The organism is Odoribacter sp. N54.MGS-14 (genome assembly GCF_000980295.1).
Classification (GTDB): Bacteria; Bacteroidota; Bacteroidia; order Bacteroidales; family Marinifilaceae; genus Odoribacter; species Odoribacter splanchnicus.
Genome location: NZ_LARL01000004.1, coordinates 35,821 through 58,693 on the forward strand (window position 1 = coordinate 35,821; position 22,873 = coordinate 58,693).

The window sequence follows — 22,873 nt, forward strand, 5'->3', positions numbered from 1 at the left end:
GTTAAACATTACCAACCGGGATTCTGTTTCAGATCCGGATTCTTCATAATAGCAGTCTGTGGAATCGGCTGTAAATACTGTCTTTCGAGGAAAACACGGGTTTCGAAAGCCGTACGCTGATAATATTCGGAACGCAAAGCATTCTTAGAAGATATGTTTACATTCATACCGTAGGTTTTCCCATGATTGGTCTCCGTTGCAATCTTCCAGCGATTAGCATCGAACCAGCGGATATTTTCGAAAGCAAATTCCACCTGACGTTCCCGATGGATCAGGTCACGTGCCAGATTCTGGTCGCTTTTTACATCCGGATATACGGTCTCGATATCCGGCACACCACCCCGGTTACGCACGGCATTCCAATAGCCCAATACCTCGTCGTCCAACTCACCCAGCTCAATCTTTGCTTCCACATAATTCAGTAAAATCTCGGCATAGCGGAAATTCGACCAACTCCGTTCAAAATTCAGATTGTAGGGATTCAGGGTCGATCCCGGATGAACGAATTTAGTAATCAAATACCCGGTACGGTTATAGTCCGAACTATTACTGCCGTCTGTTCCGTATTTATTGATATACACCGGTTTATCGGTTACCGTATTCGGCCATACCCCTTCGTTATAGAATATACTGGCATAAAAACGGGGTTCCCGGTTTTTATACATATTGAACATCTCGCTGGTAAAACCTTTGTAGTCCAAATCAAAAGTAGGTACGGTAAAAGTGGAAAAGCCGGATTCTGTATAACCGGATTCCTCGTCGATCACCGGCGAACCGTCGTTGTTATAGCCGGTAATCGGATAACGCCCGTTTTCCATGGCATAAGCGTCTACCTGGAACTGAGTGGCACAATTGGTGGCATGCCCATTCAGGAAACGATCTCCGTTCGGAGCAGGTCCTTGTTCCAGTAAATAAACGTAATACGTATTGTTTGCTCCGGGAAATTCGGCATCGATCAATTCACTGTTCCAAGCCTCGATAAATACTCTTTTGTAGGTTTTCCCTTTTGCATTCTCTTCATCCGAACCGGTCAACAGCTGATGAGGCAGGGAACCGTCTTCACACATATCGATGAAGTTCTTGGCAGCATTGGCAGCCACTCTCCATTTTTCCGGATCTTTGGTTGTCGGGAATAAAGCCGTTCCGTCTTTTTTCTTTACCGATGAAAAATAAGCATTACCGTTAAATAAGGGACTTGCCGTATAAAGTAATAAACGGGAACGATAGGCCAGGGCAGCACCACGGGTCGGTTTACCTTTGTAAGTATCTCCCTGAGTCGGTGGCAACTCGTAAGCCACAGCTTCCAACTCATCACAAATCCACTTCACACAATCTTCCCAGGAGTCTCTTTCCCGATAAATCGTGGAATTTACATCGATAATCTCATTTTTCACCAACACGATAGGTCCATAAATCATAGCCAACCAATAATGACACATCACATTGATATATCTGGCTTCGGCAGTCCAGGCTTCCAGTTCGCCATCTTCCAATTCTTTACATTCTCCCACATGTTCGAGGAATACATTGGTTTCCCGGATTCCGCGATAAAGAGGAGTCCAGAAGTTAAGAGAAGGATTGGAGGCCGACAAAGTACCGTTCTGCATAAAAGCATACACCCGAACAGCACCCCATTCCGCCTCATCGCTGGCAGGTACAAAAGGCCAGCCATACATCGGCGGAACGATACATACCGCATCATACTGTTCCGGCAAGTAAGCATAAGCATTGGCCAGATATTGCTCGGTAGTGCTACGTTTAGCGAATACCCCCTCGATCGTTTGCATATCGTCGGGCTCTTTATCCAGGTACGAATCACACGAAACGGTCAGAAAAGCCAAACCGACAGCGATATAAAAAAGTATTTTTGATTTCATAATCTTCATGTTTTAGGTTAGAAGTTAATGTTCACGCCGAAATTAGCGGTACGCATCAAAGGATAACCACGTCCGTCCGTTGAATTGATTTCCGGATCCCAGAGTTTCACATCCTTGGCAAAAGTGAGGAGATTCGTACCGGAAACGAAGAAACGCACTGTTTTCAAACGCAATTTTTGAGTCACCGATTTCGGTAAAGTATACCCGAGTTCAGCAGTTTTCAAACGCAGGAAAGCTCCGCTGCGTTGCCACCAGGTGGAATTTTTATAGTTGCTCCCATGCCATCCTTCATCATACAAGAGAGGGATTTCTGCATCGAAATTCTGTTTGGCCGGATCGAAATATTTATCTTTCAAATCATCCAGAAAACCTGTCCGTCCGATATTCGGATAATTGAACGGGAAATAGGCATCTCCCAGGAAAAAAGTCGTCCGGGCCACCCCCTGGAAAAACAACGATAAATCGAATCCTTTGTAATTCATACTTACTCCCATACCGTATACAATTTCCGGTACATCGGAATAACCGATAGGCACTTCGTCGGCATCGTCGATTACGCCGTCTCCATTGATATCTTTATATTTGATGTCTCCGGGTTTGAGGTAGGAAGTACCGAACTGGGAAGGGCTATTGGCAATCTCCGTTTCATCTTTAAACAATCCGAGTGCTATGAGACCGAATTGCTGGCCATATTTTTGTCCGTTCCGGTTCCGGTATTTATCGATATAATCGGGTTGATCGTTATCGATTTGTTTGTTGCGGGCATACGTAAAGGTTCCCCGGGCCGACAAGAAAAACTCACCGAAACTTTTGTCGAATTCGAGCGTTGCATCGATTCCCTGATTCTGCATCTTTCCGACATTGGACCACGGCATGGTAGATACCCCGACATAATCGGGTAACGACTGCCGTTGAACAAAAATACCTTTCCGTCTTTCGTAAAAATAATCGGCCTGTAAACGTAAAGCATTGAATAAAGACAATTCAAAACCGACATTTGTTTTGGTAGATACTTCCCACGACACATCCTCATTGGCATACTCCCCGACAGCAGTACCTCCGGTATAGGTATGGGAAGTACCCCAATACGTTCCGTAAGCTCCGACAATCGTAGGCAAATACACGAAACGCCGTCCTCCTCCGATTTCGTCGTTACCACTCTGACCGATAGAAGCTTTCAATTTCAACATATCGATGATATGGGTTACACCACCCATGAATTTTTCATTCGAAACAATCCAGCCGATAGCACCTGCCGGAAAGAAACCGAAACGATTACCGCTGGCAAAGTTCTCCGATCCGTTATACCCGAAATTTCCTTCGATAAAATACCGGTCGTCGTAAGAATAAGTCACTCGTCCGGCAAGCCCCTGATCCCGGTAAGGCAAAGCGTCGATAGAAGAACCGGCAGCTACCTGATAATTCCGCTGGTTGTATAAAAAGAGTGCTCCAACCCGATGTTTCCCGAACAGCCGGTCGTAGTTGATACGTCCTTCCAAATATAAAGCGCGTTCTCCATTCGCATAAGAAGTATAGCTTAACGTATTTGAACCTAACGACTTTTCCTCGTATACCAAATTATTATCATCATCTCTCATCCGGGCGTACCAGGTATGAGGCGAACCTCCCCGCAAAATCTGATTCCAGGAATTGGCATCGAATGAAAATTTAATTTCAGCCTTCAACCCTTCGGTCACCAATTTCGAAAAATCCTGTTCCAGAGCTATCATGGCGTTTATCTTAGTCCACCAGTTATCGTTATACCCTGCCTGAGTCAAAGTATTATAAGGATTCGGAACTGACTCCCCGTATTCGGCATAACGAACAGCCCCATCCTCATCCCGATCGGGATAAAATAAAGGCATCACGTTCGGAGAAGTATTCATCGCATCGTTAAATATCGAGCTAATACTGTTGTATGGCTGATGTTTGGTCTCCATACTTCCACCGATATTCAGTTTCAGAATCGTAGTGGGATGAAGGTTTACATCCACATTAGAAGTGAAATTATAGCGTTTGTAATTGATCCTGGAATCCCATTCATGTTCGGGATCACTGATAAACAAACCGTTTTCGTTAAAGAAAGCGCCTGAAATATAATAACGGGCAATACTCCCCCCACCGGTGACATTCAGATTCACCCGTTGTTGAGTAGTATGATTTTTCATTAAAGCATCCAACCAATCGATATCGGGATACAAATAGGGATCACTGTGATCTTTGTATTTTTGAATTTCTTCAGGAGTATACAGAGGAGCCTTATCGTGAGAAGTACGGGCTACATTATACATCTCGGCCCAGGTAGCCGAGTTCGCCATTTTGGGCACTTTGGTAGGTGTAAGGATACCGACCTGTGCTTTCACGTTGATATCAGGTCGTCCCTCTTTTCCCCGCCGGGTATTCACGATGATCACCCCGTTCGCTCCCCGCACTCCGTAGACGGCTGTTGCCGTAGCATCTTTCAGGATAGAAAAAGATTCGATATCTTCGGGGTCCAGCAAGTCGAGACTTCTTTCCACTCCATCGACCAGGATCAACGGGTCTTTGTTGGCACCGAAAGTACTGATTCCCCGGATCCAGAACTCGGAACTTTGCCCGGGTTCACCGCTTCGCTGCACAGCAACCACACCGGCCAGACGCCCCGCCAGACTATTACTGATCTGTCCCGTCGGTTGTTTCAGTTCAGCCACTCCGACAGTCGTGATCGCTCCGATTACACTCTCTTTACGTTGAGATCCATAACCGACGACAACGGCTTCCTCGATCATTTCACTGGTTTCTTCCAACTGGAAATTAATCACATCTTCTTTTCCTAATACCACTTCCTGGCTTTTATATCCGATAAAAGACACCGAAAGGATTGCATTTCCCTGAGGGCGGTTGAGCGAATAATTTCCGGCAGCATCCGTTGCTGTTCCGCTGGTCGATTCCTTAAACCATACCGTAGCTCCGACAATGGGTTCTCCGGTCTTTTTATCGGTAACCCTTCCTTTCACTACCCGTTTATGTTGCTGTGGCGCTGCCGGCGTATCGCCGGCATAGGCTGTAAAACTACCTGATATACCTAAAAATACCAGAGTCGACATCCCCAATAGCAAACGCAACATGTTTACTTTTAGCATTTTCTTCATAAGACATCATTTAATGGTTTGTAATAAGTAATTGTATGTATTTCAATCACATTTTATTTCTATCGTATATTGGTCCGTATCTCCTTTCAAATAAGCGATCTGAACCTCATAAACCGGAATATAACGGTAGGTTTTGCTCTCTCCGTCAACGACTTCGATCAAGAGGACGCCATATCCGATCCCTCCTCCCGCACCATTGAACAGAGTGACCGGTGATAAGCTCAACAAGCCGTCGGTCCCCAGTGTTTTTTTCATAAAAGCAGTAACATCGACAGTGTTTTTATACATTTCCTCCCGGTAGATATTGACTGCCGCATATTTCACCGGTTGTCCGTCCCGGGTAATATTCAACACTAAGTTCTTCGGATATTTGGGTTCTTCCAGCGGAATGAATCCTTCTTGTCCCCGCACCAGATTTTTATTCCGGTTGATCAGTAATTGTGCATATTCGCTCCAGGAATCTCCCCCCCAGCAAATATTCATCATACAGGTCACCGGGCTGAACAAGGTCCCGCTGATCGGGTTCGTTTTCACTTCCATCGCATAGATATCGGGAACTCCGCGGGCATGCCCTAATTCATGGGCCAGGCATTCGGAAGTTTTGTAAGGGGATAAAATATCGTAGGTAGTGGCCCCGCCGTCAGGTGCTCCTTTATTGTTATCGGAAATGCAAACGACCTCGATCCCCCAGCCGGTCCAATCGCTATGTACCCGTTCATCGGAAAAATCACCGACTTTACCGTCGAACATCACAAGATAAGGATAATCGCCCCGATAGGTCACAGCATGATCCAGGACTTCCTGAGAAGAACAATCGTATACACAAGTTTCGTCGAAGAAAGGGACAAATTCTATATCGGCATCGAAATAGGTGATTCCTTTTTTCCCATGGTAAAGCTCTCTTACTTCTTTAAAACGCTGTTTCAATTTATTGTTTACAACGTTTGCGGAAGAACCGTAAGATTTAAAAGTCGCCCGGTCGAGCATTACTTTTACATCGAAACTCCATACTTCCCGGCCGGTCTGTTCCCCTCCTCCTTCCTCTCCCGGTTCATCTTTAGGCGTAACCTCGTCTTCTCCGTCACTACTACATCCTGCCACCGCCAGACATAATAATAAACTCAGCCAATAAAAAATTTGTTTACCTTTCATAAAATGTATTTGTTAGATTACACAAAAAACGTTCGATTAAATCAGTCGAAAGTTTATAAAGTTCATAAATTCCCTGGACTCTGCGGGTACTTTGTTAATTGACAATTGTCATTTGACAATTGATAATGTATCTTTAAACCTATGGTTTGTTTTTTATTTATTTGATAATCAATGATTATCTTCTTTATTCTTGCTCTCATTTTTCTTTTATTTTTCATTCTTTAACGGAAGCGAAGCTTCCAATATCTGTCAATTGTCGGTTATCGTTTGTCCATTTTTCTTCTGGCGGATTTTCGCCAAAAGAATCGAACGTTTTTTAAGTTAACAGATGCCATACATTAAATAAATCTCTATAATTTTAATAACTATTCACACTTTCAGATACGACTTATGCTTTTTGCTGTAGAAACTACTTCAAAAAGCACCAGTCGTTAAAAATGTATTAAAATGTCGTTTGTTCCGTACGACAAATGATCTCGTTCTGCAAATCTTCGCCCAGGTCGTTGAAATAATCACTATATCCGGCAACCCGGACAATCAGATCCCTGTAGTCTTCGGGATGTTTCTGAGCTTCCCGGAGCGTATCGGCATCGACCACATTAAACTGGATATGATGCCCGTCCATCCGGAAATAAGCCCGGATCAGATGTACCAGATTATTACATCCTTCTTCGGTTGAAAGAAGCGAAGGAGTAAATTTCTGATTCAGTAACGTCCCGCCGGTTTTGATATGATCGATTTTGGCGGCAGAACGGATGACTGCCGTCGGTCCGTTCGTATCGGCCCCCTGGACCGGAGAGATGCCTTCCGACAGCACTTTCCAGGCATTCCGTCCATCCGGAGTAGCTCCGGTCACTTTACCGAAATAAACATGACAGGTAGTAGGCAACATATTTACCCGATAGTCCGCCCCCCGGGGAGATTTATGTCCCGACAAAACATCATAGTACATGTCGAACACCTGTACCTCCTGCTCGTCGGCATAATCATCATCGTTACCGTATTTCGGAGTATGATACACCAACTGATACTGCAACTCTTCGAACCCTTTGAAATCGTTCGCCAAAGCTTTCTCCATAGTCTCCATCGCGATGGTCTTTTTATCATACACATGATAGCGTAAAGCGGTCAGCATATCCGTAATGCTACCCAGGCCCACCCCTTGCACATAGCTACTGTTGTAACGGGCGCCACCACACATATAATCTTTTCCGTTCCGGATACAATCTTCGATCAGTACAGACAAGAAAGGTACCGGCATATATTTCATAAATATGCGTTCGATGATATTGTTACCGGTCAGTTTGATCCGCATAAAATGTTGTACCTGTGCTTTATAGGCTGCAAACAATTCCTCATAGGTCCGATAATCTGTAGCTGTCCCGGTTTTCAGACCGATCTGTTTGCCGGTCCGCTTATCGAATCCGTCGTTCAGGGTCAATTCCAGAATTTTCGGCAGATTAAAATAGCCGGTAAGGATATAAGCTTCGGTACCGAAAGCCCCGGTTTCCACACATCCCGAGCACCCGCCGTTCCGGGCATCGCGGACATCTTTTCCCACCCGCAACATTTCCTGTACCAAAGCATCCGTATTGAACACCGACGGTTGACCGAAGCCGGTTTTGATGATTTCGACAGCAGCCCGGATAAAACGGTCCGGATTTTTCTTACTGACCTGAATCATCGAACTGGGTTGCAGTAAACGCATCTCCCGGATTACATCCAGCAGGATATACGACATCTCGTTCACCCCGTCGCTACCGTCTTCCTTCACCCCTCCGACATTGATCAGACAAAAATCGGTATAAGTATTACTTTCTTCAGCCGTAACCCCCACTTTGGGCGGAGAAGGATGATTGTTGAATTTCACCCAGAAAGACTGCAACATTTCGTATACTTCTTCCTGAGTGACCGTCCCCTCTTCCAGCTGTTTTTTATACAGCGGATACAGGCTCTGATCCAAACGTCCGGGATTGAAAGAGTCCCAGGGATTCAATTCGGTAACCACACCCAAATGGATAAACCAATAATGTTGTAATGCCTCATGAACGGTTGTCGGAGCATGAGCCGGTACCCGACGACAAATCGCAGCCATTTTCTCCAGCTCTTTCTTTCTCACCGGGTCTTTTTCTTCAGCCGCCAGCTCTTCCAGGCGTTCGGCATACCGTTCGGCATAGCGGATCATTGCATCACAAACGATATCCATCGCCCTCAGCTCGTCGCGTTTATCCACGCCTTCCGGATCGTTTACCAGGTCGGTCTTAGCCAGACTTTCGGCTATTTCTTCTTTCAAATCCAACAACCCGGTACGAAACATCTTTATCCCTAAAGCCGTATGTCCCGGCGCCCTTTGTTCCTGAAATTCCGTAAATACACCGGCAGTATAAGCCTCTTTCCACTCCTGTGGCAAATTCTGAAATATCCGGTCGCGATTACTTTTCCCTTTCCAGTAGGGAATAATGATATCCCGGTAAGCAGCCCGGGTAGTTTCATCGGATTTAAAGGATACTTTCGGGCGATCGTTCAATATCTCGAGATCTTGTAACGAGTGGATACAGATTTCGGGATAAGTCGGAGTAGCCTTCGGGGCCGGTCCCCGCTCGCCGACAATCAATTCACCCTCATTCACACAAATATACTTATGTTCCAGGATATATTTAAACGCTAAAGCCCGTTGAACCGGTACCGGTTCGGCATCGGCCATCCCCGATTGATAAAATTCAGTAATCAGTAAAGCTCTTTCCGCCGAGATCCGATTCTCAGCATTCAGACTCTGCTCACGCAGTTTTCTGATTCGTTCGGTCATTTTCATAATAAGTATGGTTTTGATTTATAGTTTTTTAACAGGTTATATCCGAAAGCCTTGTTCCCTGAACATTTCCCGGATATCTTTCAGGTCTTCCTCTTTCAGGCCCGGAAGATCTCCCATTTCCCAATCCATACCGAGCCGTTTGTATTTATCTGCCCCCGTACGGTGGAAAGGGAGCAGATTCACCTCTTTCAAAACAGGCATCGTCTGTAAAAAACGAATCGTCTCCTGCACACTCTTCTTATCGTCGTTAAAACCGGGAATAACAGGTATCCGGACAATCACTCCGGCACCCTGTCCGGCAATTTTCCTCAGATGTTCACACGCCTCCCGGAATCCTTTACCGATGTACGCTTCGAACTTTTGAGGATCGGCAGTTTTTACGTCGTAAAGAAACAAATCCGTATACCGGCATATTTCTTCTAAATATGCTCCGGAAGCCACTCCGGCCGTATCGATACAGGTATGGATACGACGGGCCTTACAAGCTTTGAGACATTCCAACAGAAAAACCGGTTGCAACAAAGGTTCTCCTCCTGAAAAAGTAACGCCTCCTCCCGATTCTTCGAAAAACACCGCATCTTTAGCTATCTCTTCGACTAATTCATCGACCGAAATCCCGTAGCCCACCTTCCGGATTTCTTCGAATTCACGGTCTCCTAATTTCCGGACTTGTTTCATCGACACAGTTCCCACAGCCTGACTTTCGGGGTTATGACACCAACGACAATGCAAACGACACCCTTTCAAGAAAACAGTCGTCCGTATTCCCGGCCCGTCATGAATCGCATAACGCTTGATATCGAATATATTTCCACGCATGACGAAATAAATTTAGAATAATAAAATTTATCTCACTCTCAAGATAAAAAAAACACAGAGAAAAATTGTCCTTCGGATTCAGGACAAAGAAAAGAATACGCTAATATAACCAGCATTCAAAAAGTCCTTTGTAGGAACGGTTCTGCAATATGCGAATTTCATTTAGCATAATCATCGAATAAACATCTCAAAGATAAAAACATTTTTTTATAAAACAAAAATATAAGTATCGAAAATACACTTCAAATGATAATTTTTTTAAATTTGAAGCAAAAAAAGGAAACCGCCAGAGGGGCATGTGCTACATCACTATTAACCAAATGATTATGAAAACGTTTGTCTTTATCTTATTCTTTTTATCGTTCGCTTCATTCTCCCCGGCCTTCGGCATTCCTTCCCAATTTCGCCATTATACGGTTGAAAACGGCTTATCGAGTAATGCTGTACAATGTTTGTTGCAAGACCGGACAGGATATATCTGGTGTGGCACTTCAGACGGTCTGAATCGCTTCGATTCGCGCCATTTCAAAACTTTCCGGCATATTCCCGGCGACACGGCTTCTTTAGGCAATAATGTCATTCATTCTTTATTCGAGGATTCGAAAGGTAATCTTTGGATCGGTACTGAGAACGGTGTTTTCCGCTACCGGGTATCCGAAGAAAAATTTTCGACCTTTCATCTACCGGATATCCCGGACCGGCTTTCTCAAAAAATCATCTACTCGATCAAGGAAGACCAATTGGGAAAAATCTGGATATCGGTTTATGGAAGCGGTGTTTTCCGCTACAATCCTTCGGACGGCAAGATCAAACATTACAGTCACGACATCAACGATGAAAAGAGTCTTATTTCCAATCTGACCACCAAAATTCTGATCGACCACACCGGAGAAGTATGGATAGCCACTCATGATCAGGGAGTATGTAAATACGATCCCTTCACCGACTCTTTTTTCCGGATCGATGCTACAGATAAACAAAAAGGATATACAGCCCGTTACATTTACGCCTTATGTGAAGATTCTTTCGGAAATATCTGGTTGTGTGACAACGGACTTTTCAAATACGATAAAACAACCCGCAACTGTACGGCCTGCCTCCCTCCTGCTGACGAACCGATAACCTATATCCATTTTATTACCGAAATACAACCGGGTATATTGCTCATCGGTTCCAATAGCGGACTGACACAATATAATCTGGCAGAGAACACTTTTTCTACGATCGGATACAATGTTCTTTTTCCGCAAGGATTAAATGACGGGATTGTCTATTCGATTCTGAAAGACCGGGAAGGAGGTATCTGGGTGGGAACGAACGCCGGAGGTATCAATTATCTTACGCCGGGTACCAATTGGTTCAATACGTTCTGCTATACACCGGGCAAAACAAGTGCCCCGGGGAAAGTCATCAATTCTTTTTGTGAAAACACCGACGGGACGATATGGATCGGAACAGATAATAAAGGGCTTTGGAACTACAACCCACACGACCAATCTTTCACTCCGGTATACTTAGACGCCAAAAATCCGGACCTCAGCGTGCACGCCTTATATTGCGACCACCATGAATTATGGGTCGGGACTTATGCTCACGGTGTGTACCGGTTAAATTCAGCTACCGGTAAAGTGACCAACTATTCGGATAAAAATATCAAGGGCTTGAATCCGGGCAGTGTATACGCTATATACAAAGACAGCTCAGGCAGGCTCTGGTTCGGTACCCAAACCGGCATCCTATATTACGATATCTTCAGCAATTCGTTCGTTACTATCGCCGATCTGGGATACAACAGCTACATCACCGACATCACCGAAGACGCCAACCACACGATCTGGTTTGCTTCGCAAGGCAAAGGATTGATCAGCTATGACCTGAAAACCAGTACCCTCAAATTTCATTCCAACGATCAGACCGGTTTACCACAATCTATCGTGTGCCTGTGCAGCGATCAGGGCAAGTTAAGGATCGGTACGGGCGGATACGGACTTTATACCTACAATCCGGCCGATCATAGCTTTACCCGTCATCCCGATCCGTTATTTCGTACCCATACCACCATACAGACGATCATCTCCAGTTATAATGAATTGTGGATCACGACCAATGCCGGTTTACTCCGGTTCAATACTTCAGACGGAACCATCAGTTATTACAATCAGGAAGACGGACTCGTCTGCCTTCCGTTTACCAACCAGGCCGGCCTGCAAACTTCCGGTGGACAGATTTATATCGGCGGCAGCAATGGGTTCAATGTCTTCCATCCGCAAAGTATCCGCAAGAATGAAGTGATTCCCCATATTGTTTTTACGGCCTTCCGGCTTTTCAATCAGGATATAACAATCGGCGAACATTCGGTTCTGCAAGCTCAGATCGACCGTCAGCGCTCGGTCATTCTCCCTCACAACGAAGCCGTTTTCTCTATCGAATTTGTAACGACCAGCTATTGTGCCCCGAGTAAAAACAAATACAAATACATGTTGAAAGGTTTCGATAAAACCTGGAACAACACGGACAATCAAAACAACATAGCCACCTACACCAACCTATCCCCGGGGAATTATACCTTCCAGGTGATGGCCTGTAATAACGACGAGGTATGGAATCCCGAAAAAGCAGAAATCCGGATTACAATTCTTCCACCCTGGTGGTTGTCGAACGGTATGTTAGTCGTTTACGGTATCCTGATCGTTTTAGCGATCGCTTTAGGGTATGCACTTTTATTACAACGGACCAACCGACGCCACCGTAATAAGATCGCAGCCTTGCATCACGAGAACGAACGCAAACTATTCGATGCTAAAATCGGATTCTTCACCCATATTACCCATGAAATCCGTACTCCGGTAACGCTGATCCTGGCCCCCGTAGAAGAGATCATGCGTCAAAAAAATATCCCGGAGGAAATCAGGGACGACCTGGAAGTCGTCAAACGCAACAGCGAACGGTTACTGGACCTGGTAAATCAGATCCTGGATTTTACGAAAGCCGAACAAGAAGCTTTTTCCTCCCAAAACACCTGGTTCGACATCGATGATCTGGTGGAAAAAACTGTACAGCGTTTTACGCCTGCAGCTCAGCAAAAGGGGATACAGCTCACCCACGATACTCCACAACCGATCCGGATTTGCACCGACCGGGAAGCACTGACCAAAGTGTTGAGTAACCTGCTGACCAATGCCATGAAATTTACCAAAGACCGTATTCTGGTCTCCCTCACTGAAAATCCTGAAGCACATACGGTAACGATCTCAGTCGAAGACAACGGTACGGGAATCAAACCTACGGAGAAAGAAAAAATATTCAACCTCTTTTACCAATCGGCCAATAAACCACAACTCCCGAACAAAGGTTTCGGTATCGGGCTAGCCATCGTCAGCCTGTTGGTGAAACGAATGATGGGAAAGATAGAAGTGGAAAGCGAAGAAAACCGGTTTACCCGTTTCCGGATCACGCTTCCCCAGGACGAACAAAACGACCTTTCTATTTCTGTGACCTCTCCGGATAAAACAGCAGAACTCCAGGAAGTAAAAGCTGAAGATCCGATCGAACCTGCCGGAACAGAGAAGACCGACAAAGATGGGAAAAAGGCCGGAACCGTACTGATTGTCGAAGATAACGAAGAGTTTATTTCTTATCTCACCCGTGTCATCGGACAACGATATCATATCCACACGGCCGGAAATGGCGAAGAAGCATTGAAATCACTGGAAAATCTGAAACCGGACATTGTCATCAGCGACGTCATGATGCCGGTAATGGATGGAATAGAATTATGCAAACGAATAAAAAGCGACATCAATCTAAGTCATATCCCGGTAATCCTGCTCACAGCACGCACGGATACAGCAAGTAAAATCGCCGGTCTGGAAAACGGAGCGGATGTCTATATCGAGAAACCGGTATCTGTGAGCTATCTGTATGCACAGATGGTCAGTCTGCTGGAAAACCGGAACAAACTGCGTTGTCTTTTTTCAGAGAAACCTTTCACCCCGATCAATACCCTGACCGAAACACAGGCCGACGAAAAATGGTTTAACCGTTTGAACGAGATCATCCAGGAGAATATCTCGAATACAGAATTTTCCGTCGACCAACTCACCCGAAGTGTCAATATGAGCCGTACCCTTCTGTATGCCAAAGTAAAGGCAGTAACCGGTTTGACCCCGAATGAATTTATCCGGTTGGTACGCCTGCGTAAAGCAGCGGAATATCTGGCCGGAAACGAATATAAGATCAACGAGATCTGTTATATGGTCGGCTTTAACAGTCCCTCCTACTTTGCCAAATGTTTCCAAAATCAATTCGGCGTATTACCCAAAGATTTTATCAATAACACCAACTGACCAAACCCAATATCTACTTATAAAACCATACGATTATGTTCAACAAAGAAACTTACATTCAGAGACGTAACAGACTGAAGAAAGAAATCGGTAAAGGGATTTTACTATTTCTCGGCAACAATGAAAGCGGTATGAATTATGCCGACAACACGTATCATTTCCGTCAGGATTCGACTTTTTTATATTTTTTCGGTTCGGATTATGCCGGTCTTTCGGCTCTGATCGATATCGATGAAGACCGGGAAATTATTTTCGGGGATGAACTGACCATCGACGATATCGTCTGGATGGGCACCCAACCCACGATACGGGAAAAGAGTGCTTCAGTAGGCATCACTGCAACCGCTCCGACCGCCCAGCTGAGCGATTATTTAAATAAAGCGGTACAGCAGGGACGTCGTATCCATTATCTGCCTCCTTACCGGGGTGAACATCAGGTCACCCTACTCCGTTTACTGGGGATTGCCCCTGAAGCGCAAGTTGCCGGAGCCTCTACCGAACTGATCCGGGCTGTAGTCGGCCAACGAAACTACAAATCGGCCGAGGAGATCAGGGAGATAGAAGAAGCAGTAAATATCTCCGCCGATATGCACATCCGGGCGATGCAACTTGTCCGGCCGGGGATGAAAGAATGTGAAATAGCAGCAACAGTGACAGAAGTCGCTTTACAAAATGGCGGACAATTGTCTTTCCCGGTGATTGCCACCATTAACGGGCAAACCCTCCATAATCATTATCACGGTAATATCCTCCACGAAGGGCAGTTGTTATTGTTGGATGCAGGAGCGGAAAACGGCATGCACTATTCCGGCGACCTCTCGTCGACCATTCCGGTAAGTAAACATTTTACAGAACAGCAGAAAACCATCTATCAAATCGCTTTACAAGCCCATCAGGCCGCAGTTGCCGCCCTAAGACCGGGCATTCCGTTCAAAGAGGTCCATCTGATTGCCGCCCGTACGATTGCAGAAGGGATGAAATCGATCGGCCTGATGAAAGGAGATCCCGACGAAGCAGCCCGTTCGGGTGCTTATGCGTTGTTCTTTCCCTGCGGACTCGGCCACATGATGGGACTCGATGTTCACGACATGGAGAATTTAGGCGAAGTATGGGTAGGATATAACGGACAACCCAAAAGTACACAGTTCGGTTTCAAATCGCTCCGTCTGGCCCGCCCCCTGGAACCCGGTTTTGTCTTTACCATAGAACCCGGCATCTATTTTATTCCTGAGCTCATCGACTATTGGAGAAGTGAAAAACGGTTCTGCGAATTTATCCAATACGACAAATTGGAACCCTGGAAAGGTTTCAGTGGCATCCGTAACGAAGAAGACTACCTGATCACTCCCGACGGAGCACGCCGGCTCGGCAAATATAAACCGATGACAATCGGGGAGGTGGAAGGAATGAAGTAGGATTGGCGCACTGCGCCAATCAATAAAGTCTGATCCACTCATACCCATTCCCTGTCTGATCCATATAACGGATAAAATCTTCCGTCTTTATAGCCAGAGAAGCCCGGTTATCATTCGGATGAAACGACAATTTCCGGGCTTGTTTCAAATTTTCATCAAGGAAAACATAGACATGGTGTTCCGTATCGTTCACTAATCCGAAAGGGCTAACAGATCCCGGCTTCAACCCCAGGTATTTCTCCATCCGTTTTTCCGAAGCAAAACTTAATTTCCCTTGTTTTAATAGTTGTTCCAGATCATGAATCGCCAGATTCCGATCACAATGAAAAATAACCAGGTAATGCCGGTTTCCCTTATGATTCCTGAAAAACAAATTCTTACAATGTGTACTGTCCAAATTTTTCCAATATTGGCGGGCAATCTCGATCGTAGGTGCCTCAGGATGTTCCAGATAATCGAATTCAATACCCAAAGCTTTCAATGTCTCATACACTTTTTCCTGTCCAATCATCATCTCATTTTATTTTTTTCATCTTTTTTCTTTTCCCCTCCTTCATTTTCCCCAAACCTTCAACCTTTAGCTTTTTACCTTTTACTTTTCCCCCTATACCACCTCCCCTGCCACTCTCCTCTCTCACGCAATCTCTTCTCCAGTTTAGCCACAAACTCATAATTCTTTATCCCCCATTTCGGAGCGATCAGATATTCTTCGGGTGATTGATTGACAAAACGTTCCAGATAAACATCCGGCCGGATATGTCCGATCACGTCCACTACAAAATCGAGGTATTCTTCATAGCTATACAACCTGAAAACCTCCGGATGCCGAAGATATTGTTCGGCCATCGCCGTTCCCCGGACAATCTGCAACTGATGTAGCTTCAATACCTGAATCGGCAGATCGCACACACGGACCGCCCCCTCCAACATAGACTCCCGGCTCTCTCCGGGTAAGCCGAAAATCAAATGAGCTCCTATCCGGATACCTCTCTCAGCCGTTTTCCGTATCGCTTCCTCAGCTTCGGCAAAAGTATGTCCCCGGTTGACCGTTCGCAAAACTTCATCATTTGCAGATTCGACTCCATACTCTACACAAACATAACAACGCCGGGACAATCCGGCAATATAATCCAATACGTCATCGGTCACAGCATCCGGACGGGTAGCGATCACCAATCCCACTACATCGGGACAAGTCAACGCCTCCTCATACTTTTGCCGTAACTCTTCCAAAGGAGCATAGGTATTCGAATAAGCCTGAAAATAAGCCAGATACTTCTGACCGATATACTTTCGGGCAAAAAAGGCCCTTCCCTCCCCGATCTGTCGGGATATCCCCGACACAGCCCGGCAATAACCCGGATTAAAACTCTCATTATTACAAAACGTACAACCACCGGTCCCTTTTTTCCCATCCCGGTTCGGACAAGTAAATCCACCGTCGATAGACAATTTTTGCACCCGTTCTCCAAATAATTCTTTGAAATAAGCGGGATAATCATTGTACCGTTTCCGACTCTCTGTTGGCTTCATGCATTTTCTCTTTAGCAGAACAAAAATATCATTTTATTTCTTAATTTTGTTCCCGTAACCACAAACAATAAATGATGAAAACAATCTGCACGGGCATGTTCACGATCATGCTGATCTTTCTTTTCCGTCCCGTCGGAGCTCAAACCGAAGATGCTTTTCCTTCATACATCGAACAATGTTTCAACAACTATTTCAATTTCAACCCCCAGGAAAAAATTTATCTACATACCGATAAACCGACCTACTCTGCCGGCGAAAATATTTGGTTCAGAGCCTACTGCGTAGATGCCAGCTATCATATCCCGACCCAATTAAGTAAATTTATCTATCTCGAACTCATCAACCGTCAGGATTCGATTTTAAAACGTATCCAAATAAAACAGACCGATTCTTGTTTTTATGGCAATTTGACAATTCCATCCACCACCCCTCCGGGAGAGTATTGCCTGCGTGTCTTTACCAACTGGATGCAAAATAACGAAGAAGATTTTTTCTTCAAAAAAAATATACAGATCGTCAGTACAGTGAATGAAGTAAACATTCACACGGCAAGCAGCCGTCAGGACAATGCAATCCGGACGACGCTCACCCTAATCGATAATGCCGGCAAACCTTATGTTCATCAACGTCTGAAAATCACGACCTACCGTCATAAACTAGCGGTAAACAAGACTACCTTGAAAACCGATGAACAAGGATCCGCCACTTTACAATATCCGGTCAGCGACAGTATCGACCGGATTCAGGTAGCGTTCCCGACGGACTTGCCTTTTGCTTTTTCAAGAGAAATCCCTTTATTGAATCTTTCCGACGACTTCGACTTTCAATTCTTCCCGGAAGGCGGTAATTTATTAGCGGGCACCACGCAAACCGTCGCCTTTAAGGCACTGGATGCAAACGGACGTTCGATAGCTGCCGAGGGAAAAATTTACAATAGTAAGGAACAGGAAGTCGTTTCTTTTTCAACCTTTCACCGGGGAATGGGAACCCTGGAACTGACCACCCAGCCGGGCGAACGCTACTATGCCCTGGTACATACCGCCACAAACCGGGAAAAAAGAGTCGACTTGCAGATTCCCCAAGCGGAAAATCTGGCCTTGCAGGTTTATCCTCAGGACAACCACCTGATCCTTGCTGTCAAAAAAGGAATTCATTTTCCTGCAGGGAAAACGATTTATATCGTTATGCACTCCAGAGGACGTCTGTTAGGCGTGCTACCGGCAAAAGACGATTTCGTGGGAGCCTTACCCCTGAACTCCCTGCCCGGTGGTACCGTGCAGTTCGTACTAGCCGATGCCGACTCACACATTTACAGCCAGCGTTCTTATTTTATAAAGCCGGATCCGCAACCTGTATTACAACTCCGGACCGATAAAGAAAAATACGACAGACGGGAAAAAGTAAACCTGACACTACAGTTTACAGACATCGGCGAGCACCCCCTCGAAGGCAGTTTTTCTCTCTCTGTTACGGACAATACGATGGTTCCCCGTGACACCCTATCGGACAATATCGTCAGTTATCTGCTCCTGACCTCCGACCTCAAAGGGCACATCGAAGCCCCGGGAAGTTATAGTCGGGAAACTCCCGAACACATCGATCTCCTCATGCTCACTCATGGCTGGACCCGTTATGAGATCGGGAAATTCCTGACTGCCACACCTTCTAAAGCCACTTTCAAGCTTGAACAGGGACAAGAAATCCGGGGAAAAATCACCAATTATAGCAATAAGCCGATGGCGAATGCCAGTGTACAAATCTTTATCCCCGGTGAAAATACATTGGGAGAAGTGAAGTCGAACGAAAACGGAGAATTCATCATCCGGGATCTGGATTTCCGCGATAGTACGATTTTTCTGATGCGTGGCTACAAAGAAAAAGGAGGAAAAATGGTAGATATAACTATCACTCCCCGATTATTTAAAGATCCCGTCACCCATTTTACAATCCCCCGGGAAAATAAACCGCTGGGCAAAGAAGAATTTATGGACCAGTTCAAAGGTAGTTATTTCTACCAGAACGGTGTGAAAGTCTATATTCTCGACGAAGCGGTCGTATTACGTCACCGTCCGGAAAGCGTACAACACAAATACGAAGGCCAATACACAGATATGACGGATTACATCCTGGGCCAGGAAGAATTGAATAAATTCAATACTTCCAGTATCTATCAACTATTATCCCGTCTTCCGGGTGTTATTGTCTCCGGTACCAAAGTGACGATGGCCCGCAACGGAAGTACGCCTCTGTTCATGATCGACGGATTGCCACAGACCGAAGACATGCTGAACGCAGTGATGCCGGAGGATGTGGACAATCTGGGAGTCATCCGCGACGGAGCCCGGCTGACTTTCTTCATGGCCCAAGGCGGTGCCGGCGGTGTGATTGTCATCAATACCAAACATGGCCATTTCACCCCCAAAGCCACTCCAGGGTTGATCAAATTCATTCCTTTAGGTTACTCCGAACCGGATGAATTCTACATGCCCCAATACAACGACCCGGAAATACTCAAAGCTCCCGAAATCGATTACCGCAGCACGATTTATTGGCAACCGGTCGTCCCGATCGATTCATCCGGGCAGACTTCCCTCTCTTTTTTCACTTCCGACATGGCCGGCAGTTATACCATCACCGTCGAAGGATTGGGGAAAAACGGGGAACCGGTATACCGGCAAACGACAATCCGGAGGGAATGATAAAGAGCCAAGAATTCAAAATTGAAAACGTTTGAGTAATAGATCATTATAAAAATAGAAGCCGATTTTTATAATAACAAAAAATATTCTATATTTGCAACTCTGAATACGCAAGCTCGCGTGGCTTTCAGTTTATTGTATATCAATAGTTTATAAAAACAATATCATAATAATAAACCTTCCCTCTCAGGGAAATAAATCAAATCTAACAGAAATATGAGTACGAAGTACGTTTACACATTCGGAGACGGAAAAGCAGAAGGCAAGGCAGACATGAAAAATCTGCTCGGTGGTAAAGGCGCCAACCTGGCGGAGATGAACCTGATCGGCCTGCCTGTACCTGCAGGTTTCACGATTACCACTGAAGTTTGTACACTTTACAACCAGAAAGGTAAAGATGCTGTTGTAAAATTAATAGAAAACGACGTTAAAGCCGGTATTGCACACATGGAAAAAATCATGAATGCAAAATTCGGTTCCAAAGGAGAGGCTTTCCCGTTGATGGTATCCGTACGTTCCGGTGCCCGTGTTTCTATGCCAGGTATGATGGACACCGTGCTGAACCTGGGATTGAATGACGATGCCGTAAAATTACTGGCAGAAAAATCAGGAAATGCCCGTTTTGCCTGGGACTCTTACCGTCGTTTTATTCAGATGTACGGCGATGTTGTAATGGGTGTAGCAGCAGCAAAAGGCGAGCACAATCCGTTCGAAGTTGAAATCGACAAGCTGAAAGAAGCCAAACATATCAAACAAGATACTGAATTTACCGTTGAAGATTTGCAGGTATTGGTCGAAAACTTCAAAAAAGTAGTCAAAACCAAAACCGGCAAAGATTTCCCGACTTGTCCGTGGGAACAGCTGTGGGGAGCCATCTGTGCCGTATTCGATTCATGGATGACCGAACGTGCCGTTCTGTACCGTCAGTTGAACCAGATCCCGGAAGAATGGGGTACTGCTGTTAACGTACAGTCTATGGTTTACGGTAACATGGGTAACAATTCGGCTACCGGTGTTGCTTTCAGCCGCGACGCAGCAACCGGAGAGGACATCTTCAACGGAGAATACCTGATCAATGCACAGGGGGAAGACGTTGTAGCCGGTATCCGTACACCGCAGGAAATCACCATCGAGGGTTCACGCCGTTGGGCTAAACTGCAGGGTATTTCCGAAGAAGAACGTGCTTCTAAATATCCTTCGTTGGAAGAAGCTATGCCTCAGGCTTATGCCGATCTGAACGCTGTACAGGAAAAACTGGAAGACCACTTCCACGATATGCAGGATATGGAATTCACCATCCAGGACGGTAAGCTGTGGATGTTGCAGACCCGTAACGGAAAACGTACCGGAGCCGCTATGGTGAAAATGGCTGTCGATATGCTGAAACAAGGTATGATCGATGAAAAAACAGCTCTGTTGCGTCAGGAACCGGCTAAATTGGACGAGCTGCTCCATCCGGTATTCAATAAAGAAGCTCTGAAAAAAGCTCACGTTATTACCAAAGGTCTGCCGGCTTCTCCGGGTGCTGCCTGCGGGCGTGTCGTATTCTTCGCCGACGAAGCCGAAGAATGGAAAAACAGAGGCGAAAAAGTGGTTCTGGTACGCCAGGAAACTTCTCCCGAAGACCTGCGGGGAATGAACGTATCCGAAGGAATCCTGACCGCACGCGGTGGTATGACTTCTCATGCAGCTGTCGTTGCCCGTGGTATGGGTAAATGTTGTGTATCCGGAGCAGGAGATATCGTAGTCGATTATGCAAAACGTAATTTCTCCGTAAACGGAACAATCATCAAAGAAGGCGACTGGATTTCCCTGAACGGTTCTACCGGTGAAGTTTACTTAGGAAAAGTAGAAACAGAAGATGCAACATTAGACGAAGACTTCACGGCCATCATGAATCTGGCTGAAAAATATACCCGTATGTATGTACGTACTAATGCCGATACCCCGAAAGACGCCCGTAAAGCCCGTGACTTCGGAGCCAAAGGTGTCGGACTTTGCCGTACAGAACATATGTTCTTCGAAGGACACCGTATCGACGCTATGCGTGAAATGATCCTGTCCGACACGGTAGAAGGACGCCGCGATGCACTGAACAAGATCCTGCCGATGCAGCGGGGAGACTTCGAAGGTATCCTCGAAGCCATGAACGGACTGGGGGTTACCATCCGTCTGCTCGACCCACCTTTACACGAATTTACTCCGAACGAACCGGCTTCACAACAATATATGGCTCAGAAACTGGGAATTCCGGTAGAACGTATCAAAGAAAAAGTAGATGCACTGCACGAATTCAACCCGATGCTGGGTCATCGTGGCTGCCGTTTGGGAGTTACCTATCCGGAAATCACCGAAATGCAGGCCCGTGCGATCATCGAAGCAGCTTGTAACCTGAAACTGCGTGGTCTGGATCCTCGTCCGGAAATTATGGTTCCTTTGGTAGGTACTGTGAAAGAACTGAAACAGCAGGCTGAAATCATCAACCGTGTTGCAGCTATGGTATTCGAAGAAAAAGGCGTTAAAGTAGATTACAAAGTAGGTACGATGATCGAAATCCCGCGTGCCGCTATCACCGCAGATCAGATCGCCGAAGTAGCCGAATTCTTCTCATTCGGTACCAACGACCTGACTCAGATGACCTTCGGTTACTCCCGTGACGACGCCGGTAAATTCTTACCGGAATACATCAGGAAAGGTATCCTGAAAACCGATCCGTTCGCTGTATTGGATCAGGAAGGTGTAGGCCGTCTGGTTGAAATGGGTGTGAAACTGGGTCGTAAGACTAATGCAGACCTGAAAGTAGGTATCTGTGGAGAACACGGTGGAGAACCTTCATCCGTCATCTTCTGCGACTCAGTAGGTATGAACTATGTCAGCTGTTCACCGTTCCGCGTGCCCATCGCCCGCGTAGCTGCGGCGCAGGCTGCTATTATGCATGCAGGTAAGTAATAAGAATTTATTACAAGCTTAAATATCAAGAGGGTGTCCAAAAAGTATTTGGCACCCTCGATTTATTCGTATCCCTATTGGAGACTGAAATCAAATATCCGATTCTACAAGGGGGTATTTTGCCTTTTTGGACACCCTCT

General features: G+C 45.7%; 11 protein-coding genes. 4 read left to right on the forward strand and 7 right to left on the reverse strand.

What is annotated here, in order from left to right; genetic code table 11:
- Positions 1–8: 8 nt before the first annotated feature.
- The 5 genes from WS42_RS01445 to WS42_RS01465 form a co-directional block, all read right to left on the reverse strand.
- Positions 9–1,877: a RagB/SusD family nutrient uptake outer membrane protein gene (locus WS42_RS01445; protein ID WP_022159458.1), complete on the reverse strand. Its 1,869-nt coding sequence runs from the start codon at positions 1,875–1,877 to the stop codon at positions 9–11.
- Positions 1,878–1,894: 17 nt separating this feature from the next.
- Entirely contained in the window at positions 1,895–5,008 is a 3,114-nt protein-coding gene (locus WS42_RS01450; RefSeq protein WP_087383980.1) for a SusC/RagA family TonB-linked outer membrane protein, read from the reverse strand.
- Between the two features lie 42 nt (positions 5,009–5,050).
- Positions 5,051–6,160 (reverse strand): hypothetical protein, encoded by a 1,110-nt coding sequence (locus WS42_RS01455; protein ID WP_013613766.1) that lies wholly within the window; start codon positions 6,158–6,160, stop codon positions 5,051–5,053.
- Positions 6,161–6,602: 442 nt separating this feature from the next.
- Positions 6,603–8,972: a trans-4-hydroxy-L-proline dehydratase gene (gene hypD, locus WS42_RS01460; protein ID WP_046450673.1), complete on the reverse strand. Its 2,370-nt coding sequence runs from the start codon at positions 8,970–8,972 to the stop codon at positions 6,603–6,605.
- Between the two features lie 36 nt (positions 8,973–9,008).
- Positions 9,009–9,791 (reverse strand): glycyl-radical enzyme activating protein, encoded by a 783-nt coding sequence (locus WS42_RS01465; RefSeq protein ID WP_013613764.1) that lies wholly within the window; start codon positions 9,789–9,791, stop codon positions 9,009–9,011.
- A 326-nt stretch (positions 9,792–10,117) separates the two neighbouring features.
- Between WS42_RS01465 and WS42_RS01470 the strand changes: the two genes are divergently transcribed.
- Positions 10,118–14,137: a hybrid sensor histidine kinase/response regulator transcription factor gene (locus WS42_RS01470; RefSeq protein ID WP_162613239.1), complete on the forward strand. Its 4,020-nt coding sequence runs from the start codon at positions 10,118–10,120 to the stop codon at positions 14,135–14,137.
- Positions 14,138–14,172: 35 nt separating this feature from the next.
- Positions 14,173–15,552: an aminopeptidase P family protein gene (locus tag WS42_RS01475; RefSeq protein WP_022159293.1), complete on the forward strand. Its 1,380-nt coding sequence runs from the start codon at positions 14,173–14,175 to the stop codon at positions 15,550–15,552.
- A gap of 19 nt (positions 15,553–15,571) precedes the next feature.
- On the opposite strand, the gene WS42_RS01480 is transcribed toward WS42_RS01475, so the two are convergent.
- On the reverse strand, positions 15,572–16,066 hold the full coding sequence (locus WS42_RS01480; protein WP_013613761.1) for a prolyl-tRNA synthetase associated domain-containing protein: 495 nt from the start codon (positions 16,064–16,066) through the stop codon (positions 15,572–15,574).
- A 71-nt stretch (positions 16,067–16,137) separates the two neighbouring features.
- A complete protein-coding gene (gene mnmL, locus WS42_RS01485; protein WP_046402853.1) occupies positions 16,138–17,085 on the reverse strand; it encodes a tRNA modification radical SAM protein MnmL/YtqA in 948 nt (315 codons plus the stop codon).
- 71 nt (positions 17,086–17,156) lie between these two features.
- Here mnmL and WS42_RS01490 point away from each other — a divergent pair, with 71 nt between their 5' ends.
- A complete protein-coding gene (locus WS42_RS01490; protein WP_286728082.1) occupies positions 17,157–19,784 on the forward strand; it encodes a TonB-dependent receptor plug domain-containing protein in 2,628 nt (875 codons plus the stop codon).
- Between the two features lie 216 nt (positions 19,785–20,000).
- Positions 20,001–22,733, forward strand: a complete 2,733-nt coding sequence (gene ppdK, locus WS42_RS01495) for a pyruvate, phosphate dikinase (protein WP_022159297.1) — start codon at positions 20,001–20,003, stop codon at positions 22,731–22,733.
- Positions 22,734–22,873: the final 140 nt, after the last annotated feature.